At 61.7% G+C, this 15,217-nt stretch carries 14 protein-coding genes and 1 tRNA gene; 12 read left to right on the top strand and 3 right to left on the bottom strand.

Going from position 1 to position 15,217, the window contains the following annotated elements; translation table 11 throughout:
• The first annotated feature begins 60 nt into the window (after positions 1 to 60).
• From rpmI to AC0IYN_RS21010, 7 genes are all read left to right on the top strand, one after another.
• Positions 61 to 255, top strand: coding sequence for a 50S ribosomal protein L35 (gene rpmI, locus AC0IYN_RS20980; protein WP_002553160.1), 195 nt, complete (start codon positions 61 to 63; stop codon positions 253 to 255).
• Positions 256 to 285: 30 nt separating this feature from the next.
• Positions 286 to 642, top strand: coding sequence for a 50S ribosomal protein L20 (gene rplT / locus AC0IYN_RS20985; RefSeq protein ID WP_002553161.1), 357 nt, complete (start codon positions 286 to 288; stop codon positions 640 to 642).
• A gap of 108 nt (positions 643 to 750) precedes the next feature.
• Positions 751 to 1,767, top strand: coding sequence for a phenylalanine--tRNA ligase subunit alpha (pheS, locus tag AC0IYN_RS20990; RefSeq protein WP_003192486.1), 1,017 nt, complete (start codon positions 751 to 753; stop codon positions 1,765 to 1,767).
• A 26-nt stretch (positions 1,768 to 1,793) separates the two neighbouring features.
• Positions 1,794 to 4,172 (top strand): phenylalanine--tRNA ligase subunit beta, encoded by a 2,379-nt coding sequence (pheT, locus tag AC0IYN_RS20995; protein WP_457267374.1) that lies wholly within the window; start codon positions 1,794 to 1,796, stop codon positions 4,170 to 4,172.
• A gap of 3 nt (positions 4,173 to 4,175) precedes the next feature.
• Positions 4,176 to 4,478, top strand: coding sequence for an integration host factor subunit alpha (gene ihfA / locus AC0IYN_RS21000; protein WP_002553164.1), 303 nt, complete (start codon positions 4,176 to 4,178; stop codon positions 4,476 to 4,478).
• Complete coding sequence (locus AC0IYN_RS21005) at positions 4,459 to 4,815, top strand: MerR family transcriptional regulator (protein ID WP_003174972.1); 357 nt, start codon at positions 4,459 to 4,461, stop codon at positions 4,813 to 4,815. Before ihfA ends, AC0IYN_RS21005 begins: the two co-directional genes overlap by 20 nt.
• A gap of 90 nt (positions 4,816 to 4,905) precedes the next feature.
• A tRNA-Pro gene (locus tag AC0IYN_RS21010) sits at positions 4,906 to 4,982 on the top strand.
• Between the two features lie 66 nt (positions 4,983 to 5,048).
• On the opposite strand, the gene AC0IYN_RS21015 is transcribed toward AC0IYN_RS21010, so the two are convergent.
• Positions 5,049 to 5,900, bottom strand: a complete 852-nt coding sequence (locus AC0IYN_RS21015) for a lipopolysaccharide biosynthesis protein (RefSeq protein ID WP_406598303.1) — start codon at positions 5,898 to 5,900, stop codon at positions 5,049 to 5,051.
• A gap of 218 nt (positions 5,901 to 6,118) precedes the next feature.
• Here AC0IYN_RS21015 and AC0IYN_RS21020 point away from each other — a divergent pair, with 218 nt between their 5' ends.
• The 5 genes from AC0IYN_RS21020 to fecE all read left to right on the top strand — a co-directional run bounded on the left by AC0IYN_RS21020 (position 6,119) and on the right by fecE (position 12,408).
• Positions 6,119 to 8,524: a TonB-dependent siderophore receptor gene (locus AC0IYN_RS21020; RefSeq protein ID WP_471843023.1), complete on the top strand. Its 2,406-nt coding sequence runs from the start codon at positions 6,119 to 6,121 to the stop codon at positions 8,522 to 8,524.
• Between the two features lie 222 nt (positions 8,525 to 8,746).
• A complete protein-coding gene (locus AC0IYN_RS21025) occupies positions 8,747 to 9,661 on the top strand; it encodes a Fe(3+) dicitrate ABC transporter substrate-binding protein (protein WP_406598338.1) in 915 nt (304 codons plus the stop codon).
• A 2-nt stretch (positions 9,662 to 9,663) separates the two neighbouring features.
• Positions 9,664 to 10,653 (top strand): iron-dicitrate ABC transporter permease FecC, encoded by a 990-nt coding sequence (gene fecC, locus AC0IYN_RS21030; RefSeq protein WP_078049385.1) that lies wholly within the window; start codon positions 9,664 to 9,666, stop codon positions 10,651 to 10,653.
• Positions 10,650 to 11,618, top strand: coding sequence for an iron chelate uptake ABC transporter family permease subunit (locus AC0IYN_RS21035; protein WP_471843026.1), 969 nt, complete (start codon positions 10,650 to 10,652; stop codon positions 11,616 to 11,618). Before fecC ends, AC0IYN_RS21035 begins: the two co-directional genes overlap by 4 nt.
• 4 nt (positions 11,619 to 11,622) lie before the next feature.
• Positions 11,623 to 12,408: a Fe(3+) dicitrate ABC transporter ATP-binding protein FecE gene (gene fecE, locus AC0IYN_RS21040; protein WP_078049383.1), complete on the top strand. Its 786-nt coding sequence runs from the start codon at positions 11,623 to 11,625 to the stop codon at positions 12,406 to 12,408.
• Between the two features lie 560 nt (positions 12,409 to 12,968).
• Here fecE and AC0IYN_RS21045 read toward each other — a convergent pair.
• Positions 12,969 to 13,889: a sulfonate ABC transporter substrate-binding protein gene (locus tag AC0IYN_RS21045; RefSeq protein WP_457240302.1), complete on the bottom strand. Its 921-nt coding sequence runs from the start codon at positions 13,887 to 13,889 to the stop codon at positions 12,969 to 12,971.
• On the bottom strand, positions 13,886 to 15,217 hold the full coding sequence (locus AC0IYN_RS21050) for an LLM class flavin-dependent oxidoreductase (RefSeq protein ID WP_406598299.1): 1,332 nt from the start codon (positions 15,215 to 15,217) through the stop codon (positions 13,886 to 13,888). The genes AC0IYN_RS21045 and AC0IYN_RS21050 overlap by 4 nt, the downstream gene beginning before the upstream one ends.

Genomic DNA, 15,217 nt, shown 5'->3' on the forward strand with positions numbered 1-15,217 from the left:
TCAACAGGGCACGGCAGGCCTTCTGATTATGTTTATCAACTGAATGCGGAGTATCCGAACATGCCAAAGATGAAGACTAAAAGTGGTGCTGCTAAGCGGTTTCTGAAAACTGCTAACGGTATCAAGCACAAGCACGCTTTCAAGAGCCACATCCTGACCAAAATGTCGACCAAGCGTAAGCGTCAACTGCGCGGTAGCAGCTTGCTGCATCCGTCTGACGTGGCAAAAGTCGAGCGCATGCTGCGCCTTCGTTAATTTTTGGATCAAGAATAGAGGAAGTAACTCATGGCTCGTGTAAAGCGTGGCGTCATTGCCCGTAAACGTCACAAAAAAATTCTGAAACTTGCTAAAGGCTACTACGGCGCGCGTTCACGCGTATTCCGTGTTGCCAAGCAAGCGGTAATCAAGGCAGGCCAATACGCCTACCGTGACCGTCGTCAGAAAAAACGTCAGTTCCGCGCTCTGTGGATCGCTCGTATCAACGCTGGTGCACGTGTTAACGGTCTGTCCTACAGCCGTTTCATCGCTGGCCTGAAAAAAGCGTCCATCGAGATCGACCGTAAGGTTCTGGCTGATCTGGCAGTGAACGAAAAAGCGGCGTTTGCTGCGATTGTCGAGAAAGCTAAAGCCACCTTGGCTTAAGTACCCCCGACAGTCACCCTGGGTTACGCTGTAGCCCAAGGTGTTAAACGTCATAAATAGGGGAAGAGCCTTCAAGCTCTTCCCCTATTTTGTATCTGGAGTCTGTACATGGAAAACCTGGACGCGCTCGTCGCTCAAGCCCTTGAGGCTGTGCAAAGCGCTGAAGATGTAAATGCCCTGGAGCAAATCCGGGTTCACTACCTTGGCAAGAAAGGTGAATTGACTCAGGTGATGAAGACCCTGGGGAATTTGCCGGCTGAAGAGCGTCCGCAAGTCGGTGCGCTGATCAACGTCGCCAAGGAGCGTGTTACAGAGGTGCTCAATGCGCGCAAGGCGTCGCTCGAGGAGGCCGATCTTGCGGCCAAACTCGCCGCCGAGTCCATTGACGTCACCTTGCCTGGCCGTGGCCAGGCCTCGGGCGGTCTGCATCCGATCACCCGGACTCTGGAACGTATCGAGCAGTTCTTCACCCACATCGGCTACGGCATCGCCGAAGGCCCTGAGGTCGAAGACGACTACCACAACTTCGAGGCGCTCAACATCCCAGGCCATCACCCGGCCCGGTCGATGCACGACACCTTCTATTTCAACGCGAACATGCTGCTGCGCACCCATACCTCGCCGGTACAGGTCCGCACCATGGAAGCGAACAAGCCGCCGATCCGCATCGTCTGCCCAGGCCGTGTGTACCGTAGCGACTCCGATATTACCCACTCGCCGATGTTCCACCAGGTCGAAGGCCTGCTGGTTGATCGCGACATCAACTTCGCCGACCTCAAGGGCACCATCGAAGAATTCCTGCGGGTGTTCTTCGAGAAGGAACTGGCGGTGCGTTTCCGTCCATCGTTCTTCCCGTTCACCGAGCCCTCCGCTGAAGTCGACATGGAATGCGTGATGTGCAGCGGCAAAGGCTGCCGCGTCTGCAAACAGACCGGCTGGCTTGAGGTGATGGGCTGCGGCATGGTTCACCCTAACGTGCTGCGCATGTCCGGCATCGATCCGGAAGAGTTCTCGGGCTTTGCCTTCGGCATGGGCGTTGAGCGTCTGGCCATGCTGCGTTACGGCGTGAACGACTTGCGTCTGTTCTTCGACAACGACTTGCGGTTCCTCGCGCAATTTCGCTAGTCGTAACGAATCTTTAGGAGAGCAGGATGAAATTCAGTGAACAATGGCTGCGTGGCTGGGTAAGCCCGCAGGTAGATCGCGACGCGCTGGTTGCGCGTCTGTCGATGGCCGGTCTTGAGGTCGATAGCGTTACGCCGGCCGCCGGTGTTTTCAGCGGTGTGGTCGTGGGCGAGGTGCTAAGCACCGAACAACACCCCGATGCCGACAAATTGCGTGTGTGCCAGGTCAGCAATGGCGCGGAAACCTTCCAGGTCGTGTGCGGAGCGCCAAACGTGCGTCCGGGCCTGAAGATTCCGTTCGCCATGATCGGTGCCGAGCTGCCGGGCGACTTCAAAATCAAGAAGGCCAAGCTGCGTGGCGTTGAGTCCAACGGCATGCTGTGCTCCCAGGCGGAGCTGCAGGTCGGCGAGGGCAACGATGGCCTGATGGAGCTGCCGGCCGATGCGCCAGTGGGCCAGGACATCCGCGTTTACCTTGACCTGGAAGACGCCAGCATCGAGGTCGACCTGACCCCGAACCGCGGCGACTGCCTGTCCCTGGCTGGCCTGGCGCGTGAAGTGGGCGCGCTGTACAACGCCCCGGTCACCCGTCCAGTGGTTGCCGCCGTGCCGGCTGTGCACGACGAAGTACGCCCGATTGACGTGCTGGCGCCAAACGCCTGCCCGCGTTACCTGGGCCGTGTGATCCGTAACGTCGACCTGTCCAAGCCAACCCCGCTGTGGATGGTTGAACGCCTGCGCCGTGCTGACGTACGCAGCATCGACGCTGCCGTCGACATCACCAACTACGTGATGCTGGAACTGGGTCAGCCGCTGCACGCGTTCGACCTTGCCGAAATCAACGGCGGCATCCGCGTACGCATGGCCGAAGAAGGCGAGAAACTGGTGTTGCTTGATGGTCAGGAAGTCAGCCTGCGTGCCGACACCCTGGTCATCGCCGACCACTCCCGTGCCCTGGCGATTGCCGGCGTAATGGGTGGCGAGCACAGCGGTGTGTCCGAGACCACCCGTGACCTGTTCCTTGAAAGTGCATTTTTCGACCAGATCGCCATCGCCGGCAAAGCCCGTTCCTACGGCCTGCACACCGATGCATCGCACCGCTATGAGCGCGGCGTGGACTGGAAGCTGGCGCGTGAAGCCATGGAGCGCGCCACTGGCCTGCTGCTGGAGATCACCGGTGGCGAAGCGGGTCCGATCACCGAAACCGTCAACGAGCAGTACCTGCCGTCTGTTGCGCCGATCACCCTGCGTGCCAAAAGTGTCGAGCAGATGCTCGGCCTGGTGATTGAGCCGGCTGAAATCGAACAACTATTGTCCGCCCTCGGCCTGGGTATTTCCGCTGGCGGGGAAGGGCAGTGGACCGTTGAAGTGCCAAGCCACCGCTTCGATATCAGCCTGGAAGTTGACCTGATCGAAGAACTCGCTCGTCTCTACGGTTACAACCGTCTGCCAGTTCGTTACCCGCAAGCGCGCCTGGCGCCGCAACCCAAGGCTGAGGCGCGTGCGCACTTGCCTGAACTGCGTCGCCTGCTGGTTGCCCGTGGCTACCAGGAAGCAGTGACCTACAGCTTCATCGATCCCAAGCAGTTCGAGCTGTTCAACCCAGGCGTCGAACCGCTGCTGTTGGCCAACCCGATCTCCAACGACATGGCGGCCATGCGTTCGTCACTGTGGCCAGGCCTGGTGAAAGCGCTTTCCCACAACCTGAACCGCCAACAAGACCGCGTGCGCATGTTCGAGAGCGGCCTGCGTTTCGTCGGCCAACTCGACGGCCTGAAGCAAGAGCCAATGCTGGCGGGTGTGGTGTGCGGTAGCCGCCTGCCGGAAGGCTGGGCGCAGGGCCGCGATGCCGTGGACTTCTTCGACGTCAAGGCTGACGTGGAAGCTGTGCTGGGCTTTGCCGGTGCGCTGGACGCGTTCACCTTCGTCGCTGGCAGCCACCCGGCGTTGCACCCGGGCCAGACGGCACGCATCGAGCGCGAAGGCCGTTTGGTGGGCTTCGTCGGTGCCATTCACCCTGAACTGTCGAAAACCCTCGGTCTCGACCGTGCGGTGTTCGTGTTCGAACTGGTCCTGGCTGAAGTCGCTTCGGGCAAAATGCCTAAATTCAGCGAGTTGTCGCGCTTCCCTGAAGTGCGTCGTGACCTGGCGTTGATTGCCGACCGCGAAGTGGCCGCCACTGCTGTTCTGGATGTAATCCGTGAAAATGCAGGGGAATGGCTGACAGACCTCAGGCTATTTGACGTCTATCAGGGTAAAGGTATTGATCCGCATAGAAAAAGCCTTGCAGTTGGCTTGACCTGGCAGCATCCATCGCGCACTCTTAATGACGATGAGGTGAATACCACGACACAAAATATCCTCACCTCGCTCGAACAAAGGTTGAACGCCACGTTAAGGAAGTGACGTATGGGGGCTTTGACGAAAGCTGAGATGGCGGAACGTCTGTACGAAGAGTTGGGTCTGAACAAGCGCGAGGCCAAGGAATTGGTCGAGCTGTTTTTTGAAGAGATCAGACACGCTCTGGAAGACAACGAACAGGTCAAGTTGTCCGGTTTCGGCAATTTTGACCTGCGGGACAAACGCCAGCGGCCTGGCCGCAATCCAAAAACGGGAGAAGAAATCCCGATCACGGCTCGCCGTGTGGTCACCTTTCGTCCAGGGCAGAAGTTGAAGGCCCGAGTTGAGGCTTATGCTGGAACCAAGTCATAACGACGAGCTACCCGTCATCCCAGGCAAACGCTACTTCACCATTGGTGAAGTCAGCGAGCTCTGTGCGGTAAAACCGCACGTGCTGCGCTATTGGGAGCAGGAGTTTCCTCAACTCAACCCCGTCAAACGCACTGGGAACCGTCGGTATTATCAGCGCCAGGATGTGCTGATGATCCGACAGATCCGCGCGTTGCTGTACGACCAGGGGTTCACCATCAGCGGCGCGCGCCAGCGCATGTCCGGTGATGAAGCCAAAGACGACACCACCCAATACAAGCAACTGATCCGCCAGATGATCTCCGAACTCGAAGATGTGCTGGTGGTGTTGAAAAAGTAATTCCGGCTTTTAAAATACTTCCACATTTCAAAAGCTTGCGGTATATTCCGGATCGCTTCGTCAAGAAGCGAACCCAGTAACACGCCTAGTCGGGGCGTAGCGCAGTCCGGTAGCGCACTAGCATGGGGTGCTAGGGGTCGAGTGTTCGAATCACTCCGTCCCGACCATTATTCCGAAAGGGGACCAATTACCTAGGTAGTTGGTCCCCTTTCTCGTTTCTGGCGTTCATCGCCCTAAGCGAGCATGGCCTCAACGTCCGCGAGGGTGACATGCGGGACGACACTGTCCGGGATTTTTGAGGTGTCAGACAGGTTGTAGACCATGAAGTCGTTGCCCATGACCTTTGCGGACATCAGCTCAAACGACGGCAATATGCGTGTGAAGTAGTGTTGATCAAGGCCGCAGGGAGAGTTTGTGGTGTCGCGATTCTCGTAGAACCTGCCGGCGTTCTGGTCCAGATCAACGCCCACCAGGAAGACCTGAGTGAATCCGACGTGAAACGCCAGCTGTATGGCCAGGTAGGCCACGGTTCGGGCGTCGAAGAAGCCCTCGCTCATGTCTTTGCTGAACCCAAGCGGTCTTTCACGACTCGGCAGCAGGGGGTGGTTGACGACCAAGGCGCTGTGCTTGCCCAGCACCGACTCCAGCCAGGAGGGTCTCTTGGCTTTGGTCAACGGGTATAGCCGCCCGGTCGGGCGAGCCTGTGAAGACCGTGCGTGATCCTCCCACAGCGCGACTCGTTGGCTGACAGCCATGGCGTGTTTGAATAACGCCGGTTGCTGCTCGGAAAAGCTTCTGTCCGTACAGGCGTAGAAATACGGCTTAACGTCAGTGTCCAGGAACATTGAGATAGCGCCGTTCATCGTGATCATCGGCACGTGCGCGAATTTCTCGACGGGGAACGACTGTGCGGACAAGCCTGAGGCGACGATAAACACGGCGCCGGATTCGGTGTTCCGGCAGGACTCAAAGGCGTGCAGGTCCAGTTCGCCATTGTTCGAAACCCGTGGTCCTGAACGGCGTGCCTGCGCAGCCGGCCGGGTATGACCAGCAGGCTCGGTACCCGCCAAAGATATCTGTTTCATCCGACCCTGCCGTGCAGTTAAAAGGAAAATGCGTACATCACCCGACCTTGTGGGACATCGCAGAGTTCCTTCTTAAAGCAATGTTCATGAACCTGCCGGCTGGCTGGGATCCTGTATCTGTGTACTGAAGCTGTTAAAAAAATGTCGGCGGCGGCTGTCCCCTTTTTTCACTTCGCCTGTCATTCCAGGTAAGTGAACATCATCGAGAGCTTCCTCCAATGCCCGCAGTCCGACCCTTGCGCTTGCGCCCGTTGCTGAAACTGAGCCTGATGCTGAGCCTCAGCGCCAGCCCGTTATTCGCCGCTGTCAGCTACGCCGAAGACACCGCCAGCCGCCGCAGCTACCAGGTACCGGCCGGCAGCCTGAGTGCGGCGTTGACGCGTTTTGCCGGGCTGTCGGGGGTCAACCTGTCGGTAGACCCGGCGCTGGTCAGTGGTCGAACCAGCAGCGGGTTGTCTGGCGAATATGCGGTAGAGGAGGGCTTTGCCCGCTTGCTGCAGGGCTCCGGCCTGCAATTGCAGCCAATGGGTGAGCAGGGCTACAGGCTGATACCGGCGCCGGAGGGCAGCAGCCTGGAATTAGCGCCCACCTCGATCCTCGGCACCACCGGCCTATATGACGGCGACACCTATGCCGGCGGCCAGGTTGCACGCCGCACGGCCCAGGGCATGCTGGGCACGCGGGACTTCATGGAGACCCCGTTCAGCATCACCACCTACACCGCCGATGCGGTGAAGAACCAACAGGCGCGCACCCTGGGCGACTTGATCGCCAGCGACCCTTCGGTGCGCGCCACCAACCCGGCCGGCGGGCGTTACGAGCAGTTCACCATTCGCGGGTTCAGCCTGTTCAACAGTGACGTGGCCTACAACGGCCTGTACGGCGTGCTGCCGACCTACACCATCGACATGGAAATGGCCGACCGCGTCGACATCCTCAAAGGCCCGAGCCAGTTGATCAACGGCATCTCTCCGCGCGGCAGCGTGGGCGGTGGGATCAACGTGGTGCCCAAGCGCGCCACCGACAAGGACATCAACTCGTTTACCGGCAACTGGGCCTCCGACAGCCAGGCGGGCGGCGCGGTCGACATCGGCCGACGTTTTGGCGAAGACAACCAGTTCGGCATTCGTTTCAACGGCGTGAAGCAGTCCGGCGATACCGAGTGGGACCACCAGAGCGTCGATCGCGAAATGGCCGTGCTGGGCCTGGATTTTCGCGGCGAGCGTCTGCGCCTTTCCACCGATATCGGCCACACCGAGCGCGACACCGATGCCCCGCAGGAGCGCGTGCAAGTCGCGGCGGCGGCCCCGGTGCCGAGTGCCAACGACGTGCGTCGCAATTACGCGCAGTCCTGGAGCAAGGCCAGCACCAATGACACGTTCGGGACGTTCAACGGTGAGTACGATCTCAGCGATAACGTGATGCTCTACGGCGGTGTGGGCGCGCGTAAAAGCAACCATGATTTCCTGCGTCACGCGGTGTCCGTGACCAACGCGGCGGGTGACTTCAGCGTGCAGCCACGGGACTTTACCCGTGATGAAAACGTGCGCACCTACACGGCCGGTGTGCGCAACTGGTTCCATACCGGGCCGGTGAGCCATGAGGTCAACCTCGCCGCCAGCTACTTCGATATGGACTTCACCAACGGTGGCGCACGCTATGGGGCGGCGCCGAGCAATCTCTACAACCCGGTGCAAACGCCGACGCCGTCCACCGCTACCCGCCAGGACGCCAAGGTCTACACCGAAAACAAGTTCAGCGGCGTGGCCTTGTCCGACACCCTGGGCTTTTTTGACGACCGCCTGCTGCTCACCCTCGGTGCGCGCTGGCAGCGCGTGAAGGTGGATGACTGGAGCGACGGTGTCAAAGGCCGCACCGCCTACGATGAAGAAAAGGTCTCGCCGTCGGGTGGCATTCTGTTCAAGGCCACCGACAAGCTGTCGCTGTACGCCAACTACATGGAAGGCCTGAGCCAGGGCAAGATCGCGCCCTCTACCTCAAGAAACGAAGACGAAATCTTCCCGCCGTTCATCAGCCGCCAGGTGGAAGTGGGCGCCAAGTACGACGCCGGCGCATTCGCCGTGACCGCCGCCGTGTTCCGCATCAAGCAGCCGGCCTATGAAACCAACGCCACCACGCGTGTATTCGGGCCTAACGGCAAGCGCGAGAACTCAGGCGTAGAACTGAGTGTGTTCGGCGAACCGCTCAAGGGCTTCCGCCTGCTGGGTGGGGTGATGTACATCGACAGTGAGCTGAAAGACACCATCAACGGCACCTGGGACGGCAACCGCGCCCCGGCCACGCCCAAGTACAACGTCAACCTGGGCGCTGAATGGGATGTGCCGGGCCTCGAAGGCCTGACCCTGACCAGCCGTGGGATCTATTCCAGCTCGCAGTACCTGGACCAGTCCAACGTCAAGGAAATCGACGCCTGGAACCGCCTCGACGTGGGGGCGCGCTACGGGTTCAAGGTGGACGATAAACACATCACCTTGCGAGCGAATGTGGAGAACGTCGCCGATAAGCGCTACTGGAGCTCGGCGGGTGCGTCGGACGATAGCGAGCCGGGGCTGACCTTGTCGACGCCGCGTACCTATCTGCTTTCCGCCACCGTCGACTTCTAAGCACCGATAAACTGTAGGAGCCGGCTTGCCGGCGATAGCACCACCTCGGTAGCCATGGCACACCGAGGTGTCTGAATCGCCGGCAAGCCGGCTCCTACACAGGACGGCGGGGTATAAATGAGAATGTTTTTTGATCACGCCGCCTCGATATGGAATAGTACCCGCCGTTTTCCCCGGCCTGTCTAGCTGGGGTGTTTTAACGCCGAGGTCCTTGTCATGCGAATGCTGCGCTCCATCCCCACCCTTGCCGCCTGCGTGTTGGCGTTGTCTTCAAGCCTGCTGAGCGCCGCCCCCATCGACCTCAACGACGGCCAGCACGCGGTGCATCTGCCCGATGCGCCCAAACGTGTGGTGGTGCTGGAGTTTTCCTTCCTCGACAGCCTGGCCGCCGTTGACGTAACGCCGGTTGGCGCTGCCGATGATGGCGATGCCAACCGTGTGTTGCCCCGTGTGCGCCAGGCCATCGGCCAGTGGACGTCCGTGGGCCTGCGCTCGCAGCCGAGCATCGAGGAAATCGCCCGGCTCAAGCCGGACCTGATCGTGGCCGACCTCAACCGCCACCAGGCCTTGTACAGCGACCTGGCGAGCATCGCGCCGACGCTGTTGCTGCCCTCGCGTGGCGAGGATTACCAGGGCAGCCTGAAATCCGCCGAGCTGATCGGTAAAGCCCTCGGCAAGAGCGCGCAGATGCAAGCACGCATCCAGCAGAACCGTGAAAACCTCAAGGTCATTGCGCAACAGATCCCCGCCGGCGCCAGCGTGTTGTTCGGGGTGGCGCGTGAGGACAGCTTCTCCGTGCACGGTCCGGACTCCTATGCCGGCAGCGTGCTCGAAGCCATCGGCCTGAAGGTTCCATCGGTGCGCGCCAACGCCGCGCCCACCGAGTTCGTCAGCCTGGAGCAACTGCTGGCCCTCGACCCTGGCTGGTTGCTGGTCGGGCACTACCGTCGCCCCAGCATTGTCGACAGCTGGAGCAAGCAGCCGCTGTGGCAAGTACTCGGTGCGGTGCGCAATAAGCACGTAGCCGAAGTGGACGGCGACAGCTGGGCGCGCAACCGTGGCGTGCTGGCGTCGGAGCAGATCGCCGAAGACGCGCTGGCGATTCTCAAGGGCGGCAAAGCCGTATTGAGCCAATAACCGTGCAACGCAGTTTCGCCGCCATTGGCATCCTGTTGTTAGGCGCTGGGTTGTTCTGGTGTTCGCTGTACAGCTGGTCGCCGTTCACGCTTACCGCGACGGACGCATGGAATGGCCTGGTGCATCAGGGCAGCGTGGGCGGCAACATGGCGTATATTGTCGCTCAGTTGCGGGTGCCGCGTGCGGTGTGCGCGGCGTTGGTCGGTGCGTGCCTGGGCCTGGCCGGCGCGTTGATGCAGGGCATTACCCGCAACCGGCTGGCTTCACCCTCCTTGTTTGGTGTGACGGCGGGGGCGGCGCTGGGGTTGGCGTTGTTTTCCACTGGGTTGGTCGCGCCACCCTTCGCGGGCGGTGCGTTGTTGATGACCTGCCTGGGTGGCGCGCTGGCCTGGGTCACAGTATTCAGCCTCGGCGGCGCGTGGTCGCCGACCACCGCCCAAGGCCGCCTGGTATTGGCCGGCGTGGCCGTGGCGGCATTGTGCGCGGCCTTGACCCGGCTCACGGTGATCCTGGTCGAGGCCCAGGCGCAAAGCGTGCTCAACTGGCTGGCCGGTTCCTTGGCGAATGTCGGCGCCGCGCAAGTGCAATTGCTGTGGCCATGCACCTTGATCGGCGGCCTGTGGGCCCTTTGGTGTGCACCGCGGCTGAACCTGATCAACCTCGGTGAAGACGCCGCCCGCTCGCTGGGCGTGGGCATCGCCAGCCTGCGCCTGCAGGTGTTTATCGCCAGTTTGCTGCTGGTGGGGGCGAGCGTGTGTGCGGTGGGGCCGATCGGGTTTGTCGGGCTGATCGCACCGAATATCCTTCGCCAGTTTCTCGGCAATGACTACCGCTGGCTGATCCCGCTGAGCGCGGCATTGGGCGCTGTGATCGTACTGGGCGCCGACCTGCTCAGCCGCGCCGTGGCGTTTCCGGTGGAGACCCCGGCCGGCGTGGTCACTGCCCTGATCGGCGCACCGTTCTTCCTCTTTCTTGCCAGGCGCGCCCTATGATCCGCCCACGACTGCGCCTCTGGCTGCTGCTCGGCCTGTTGCTGCTGGCCACCCTGGTCAGCCTCTGCGCCGGTACCTTGTGGCTCACGCCGCATACTGTTTTGGAGCGCCTGCTGGCCCACGACGCCCTCGATTTCGAAGTGTGGAACCACCGCCTGCCACGTAGCCTGATCGCGATCCTGGCCGGTTGCGCCTTCGGCCTTGCCGGCGCCATTGTGCAGGGCGTGATCCGCAACCCGTTGGCCTCGCCGGAGATACTCGGTGTGACCCAGGGCGCCGGGTTGGCACTGACCGTCGCGATCATCGGCTGGCCGCATTTGCCGATTGCCTGGCTGCCGCTGGTGGCCTGCCTGGGCGGTGCCGGTGGCGCGTTGCTGCTGGCGCTGTACAACACCGGGATGAGTTTTTCCGGGGTGCGCTTTGCGCTTTCCGGCGTGGCGATTGCGGTGACCCTGTCCAGTGTCACCGAATTCCTGATCCTGTCCCACCCGCTGGATATCAACACCGCCTTGCTCGCGCTGACTGGCAGCCTGTGGAGCCGCAACTGGCACCATGTGGCGTTGGTGCTGCCGTTCCTGGTGCTGATCCCCCTGGGCCTGTGCCTGGCCAAGCCGCTGAACCTGATCGCCCTCGGTGATGAAGCCGCCCACAGCCTCGGCACGGCCCTGGGCCGCACGCGCTGGCTGGCAATGGCGTGCGCGGTAGTGTTGACCAGCCTTGGCGTGGGTGTGATCGGGCCGATTGGTTTTATCGGCCTGGTGGCGCCGCACATGGCGCGCCGGTTGGTCGGTGGGCATCACCAATGGCTGCTGCCGGCCGCGATGCTGATTGGCGCGCTGTTGTTGGTGCTGGCCGATACGCTGGGGCGTACTTTGATCGCGCCCAGTGAAATCCCCGCCGGGGTGCTTACCGCAGTGATCGGTGCACCGTATTTTCTTTGGTTGCTGGCACGGTTCAAGGGCTGATGACATGAGTATTCTTCAAGCACGCGAGCTGGATATCGGCTACGGCACCACGCGTATCGTGCAGGGGTTGTCCTTTGCGCCGCCCGCCGGAAAGGTCACCGCCCTGATCGGTCCCAATGGCTGCGGCAAATCCACCTTGCTCAAGGCCTTCGCCCGCATTCTCAAGCCGACCCAGGGTGAATTGACCCTGGATGGCCAGGCCTACGCGAGCCTGTCCGCCCGCCAATTGGCGCGGCAGATCGCGTTCTTGCCCCAGGTGTTGCCGGTGCCGGAAGGCGTCAGCGTGCGCCAGTTGGTTGCCTATGGCCGCAGCCCGCACAATTCGCTATGGGGGCGCCTGAGCGGCAACGATCAATCCCATGTCACCCAGGCCATGCAACGCCTGGAACTGGACACCCTGGCCGACCGCGCCCTGGCGGACCTGTCCGGCGGCCAGCGTCAACGGGCCTGGCTGGCCATGGTGTTGGCGCAGAACGCGCCGGTGGTGCTGCTCGACGAACCTACCACTTATCTCGACATCAGCCATCAGGTCGAATTGCTCGACCTGATGGGCGAGCTGGCGGCTGAAGGCAAGACGGTGATCACCGTGCTCCACGATATCAACCAGGCCTGTCGCTACGCCGATCACTTGGCGGTGATGCATGGCGGCCAGTTGGTGGCCGATGGGGCGCCGGGGGAGGTGATCAGTGTCGGGTTGATGCGGCAGGTGTTTGAGGTGCAGGTGCGGGTGATGAGTGAGCCGGTGGCAGGTACGCCGATGTGTTTGATCGAAAAAAGCACACGGCTTTAAGCCTGGCTTGGTTGAAAGTGTGTGGCTTGTCTGCGGAGGCGGCCTAACTGCCGACCACAATCTAACTGTCACCCCGCGATCTAACTGTAGGAGCTGGCTTGCCAGCGATGGCGGCCCGACAGCCGACCACAATCTAACTGTCACCCCGCAATCCAAATGTGGGAGCTGGCTTGCCTGCGAAGGCGGCCTGACAGCCGACCTTGATGTTGGATCTGACCGGGTACATATCCGTTATTTAGGTAACGGCCGCCTAGGGTTCCGCTCTTACAGCGGCTCACTTTTGGAAAGGCCCAAAAGTAAGCAAAAGGCCTTCGCCCCAACACTCGGCACCTCGCTTAGGCTCGGTGTGCCCGTAATCCGACAGGTATTTGGGGGGCCGCCGCCACGCGCCCTCCATGGCGCGGGGCGGCTAAACCGGCATCCCTGCCGGTTTACCCCCCAAATCCCTGTCGAATTCCGGCCAGCGTGTTTGACGGGGCGTCTAGGATCAAAAGCGAGATCAAGATCAAGAGCGACTCGCTTCGCATCGTGGTTTGGGGGCGGGCTGCCATCGCCGGCTCTTACAGAGCAGCAGCTTGCTTCACGTCGATGGCCTTGGGAAGCAACCGGTTTTGGTAGAACAGGTCCGCCGTCGCCTGCTGTGCCTGGATGATTTTTTCATCAATCGGCAGGATCGGTGAAGGCGGGCGGTTGTCCATGTAGCGTGCAATTACTTCGGCGGGCAGGCCCATGAATTCGGTCAGCACCTTGAGGCTGTCTTCACGCTGGCTGCGGGTGAGGGCTTCGGCCGCGCTGAGTTCATCGAGCACGTGGTGCACAAATGCTCCGTTGGTCTTCGCGTACTCACGCCGGGCGGTATACACCGGTCCTGATAAACCGAGGCCTTCGCCATTGGCCAGTACATGGCTGGGACTCTGGCTCAGGGCCAGGGACGAATAAGGCTCCCAGATGGCCCAGGCGTCCACGCTGCCTTGTTCGAACGCCGCGCGTGCGTCGGCAGGTGGCAGGTACACCGGCTGGATATCTTTGTAGCTCAGCCCGGCTTTGTTCAGGGCGCGCAGGATCAGGTTATGGGAACTGGAGCCCTTCTGGAACGCAACTTTCTTGCCCTTCAAATCCGCCACTGAGTGCAGCGGGCTGTCGTTGCGCACCAGGATGGTTTCTGCGCTGGGCTTGGGCGGTTCGGCGCCGATGTAGAGCAGGTCGGCCCCGGCAGCTTGGGCGAACAGGGGCGGGATGTCGCCGGTGGAGCCCACATCCAGTGCGCCCACGTTGAGCGCTTCGAGCATCTGCGGGCCGGCGGGGAATTCGATCCACTTCACGGCGGTCTGTGGGAAGCGCTTTTCCAGCAGGCCGTGCTCCTTGGCAAGCACCAGGGCGATGGAGCCTTTCTGGTAGCCGATGCGCAGCGTGGCGGGGTCGGCCGCCAGAGCGGTGTGGGTGACGGCCAGCAGGGTCAGTAACAGTGCTGGAATCTTCATGCCTCCTCCTTTTTGAAGCGATTGTCGGGGCGCGCCAAACCGAGGTTCTCACGCAAGGTCGAGCCGGTGTATTCGGTTCGGAATAGGCCGCGCCGTTGCAGCTCGGGCACCACCCATTGGGCGAAATCCTCCAGCCCGCCCGGTAGGTGCGGCACCAGGATGTTGAAACCATCGGCGGCGCCACCTTCGAACCAGCGCTGCAGCTCATCGGCAATCTGTGCGGGCGTGCCGATCAGGCTGTAATGCCCGCGTCCACCGGCAATCCGCCGGCCCAATTGGGCGAGTGTCAGTTGCTCGCGGTGGGCCAGGTCACTGAGCAATTGCTGGCGGCTGCGTTGCCCGCTGTCAGTCAACGGCAACGCCGGCAACGGCCCGTCCAACGGGTAGCCAGACAAGTCGAAGTTGCCCAGCATGCGCCCCAGCAAGGCCACACCCACTTCCGGCTCGACCAGGTCTTGGAACGCCTCGAATTTCGCCTGGGCCTCGGCTTCGGTCTGGCCCACCACCACAAACACCCCCGGCATGATTTTCAGCGAATCCGGCTCACGTCCATGCCGGCCCAGGCGCGCCTTGAGATCGGCATAAAACGCCTGGGCATTTTCCAGCGATGTCTGCGCGGTAAACACCACCTCGGCGGTTTGCGCCGCCAGTTCACGCCCGGTTTCCGAGGAGCCGGCCTGCACGATTACCGGGTGGCCCTGGGGCGAGCGCGCCACGTTCAGCGGGCCTTTGACGCGAAAATGCTCGCCGACATGCTCCAGCACGTGCAGCTTTGCCGGGTCGTAGTAATTGCCGCTGGCCTTGTCACGCACGAAGGCATCGTCCTCCCAACTGTCCCACAACCCCGTCACCACCTGATGAAACTCCCTGGCTCGGCTGTAGCGCTCGGCGTGGCCGAGGTGTTCATCACGGCCAAAGTTCTGCGCTTCGGCAGCGGCATCCGAGGTCACCAGGTTCCAGCCCGCGCGGCCTCCAGACAGGTGATCCAGCGAGGCGAATTTGCGCGCCACGTGGTAGGGCTCGTTGTAGGTGGTGGTCGCCGTGGCGATCAGGCCAATGTGCTCGGTCACGGCGCTGAGCGCCGACAGCAGGGTCAGCGGTTCGAAATGATCCGAGCGCGCCATGTGACGGGCGATCTCACCCGTAGGCGCGGCAATGCTGTCGGCCACGAACAGCGCATCGAACTTCGCCGCTTCGGCCACGCGTGCCAGGTGTTTGTACTGGGCGAAGTCCAGCCCGGCATCCGCCGGCACGTCCGGGTGGCGCCAGGCGGCGACGTGGTGCCCGGTGGCCATGAGGAAGGCGCCGAGTTTCAATTGACGGCTCAT

The sequence above is a fragment of the Pseudomonas sp. AC112 genome (assembly GCF_979253545.1).

Bases quoted from the DNA above. Each gene is read 5' to 3' on its own strand.
- rpmI (WP_002553160.1), top strand. From the start codon at position 61: ATGCCAAAGATGAAGACTAAAAGTGGTGCTGCTAAGCGGTTTCTGAAA.
- AC0IYN_RS21025 (WP_406598338.1), top strand. From the start codon at position 8,747: ATGCTGCGCTCCATCCCCACCCTTGCCGCCTGCGTGTTGGCGTTGTCT.
- rplT (WP_002553161.1), top strand. From the start codon at position 286: ATGGCTCGTGTAAAGCGTGGCGTCATTGCCCGTAAACGTCACAAAAAA.
- pheS (WP_003192486.1), top strand. From the start codon at position 751: ATGGAAAACCTGGACGCGCTCGTCGCTCAAGCCCTTGAGGCTGTGCAA.
- AC0IYN_RS21045 (WP_457240302.1), bottom strand. From the start codon at position 13,889: ATGAAGATTCCAGCACTGTTACTGACCCTGCTGGCCGTCACCCACACC.
- pheT (WP_457267374.1), top strand. From the start codon at position 1,794: ATGAAATTCAGTGAACAATGGCTGCGTGGCTGGGTAAGCCCGCAGGTA.
- ihfA (WP_002553164.1), top strand. From the start codon at position 4,176: ATGGGGGCTTTGACGAAAGCTGAGATGGCGGAACGTCTGTACGAAGAG.
- fecE (WP_078049383.1), top strand. From the start codon at position 11,623: ATGAGTATTCTTCAAGCACGCGAGCTGGATATCGGCTACGGCACCACG.
- AC0IYN_RS21050 (WP_406598299.1), bottom strand. From the start codon at position 15,217: ATGAGCCGTCAATTGAAACTCGGCGCCTTCCTCATGGCCACCGGGCAC.
- AC0IYN_RS21015 (WP_406598303.1), bottom strand. From the start codon at position 5,900: ATGAAACAGATATCTTTGGCGGGTACCGAGCCTGCTGGTCATACCCGG.
- AC0IYN_RS21020 (WP_471843023.1), top strand. From the start codon at position 6,119: ATGCCCGCAGTCCGACCCTTGCGCTTGCGCCCGTTGCTGAAACTGAGC.
- AC0IYN_RS21035 (WP_471843026.1), top strand. From the start codon at position 10,650: ATGATCCGCCCACGACTGCGCCTCTGGCTGCTGCTCGGCCTGTTGCTG.
- AC0IYN_RS21005 (WP_003174972.1), top strand. From the start codon at position 4,459: ATGCTGGAACCAAGTCATAACGACGAGCTACCCGTCATCCCAGGCAAA.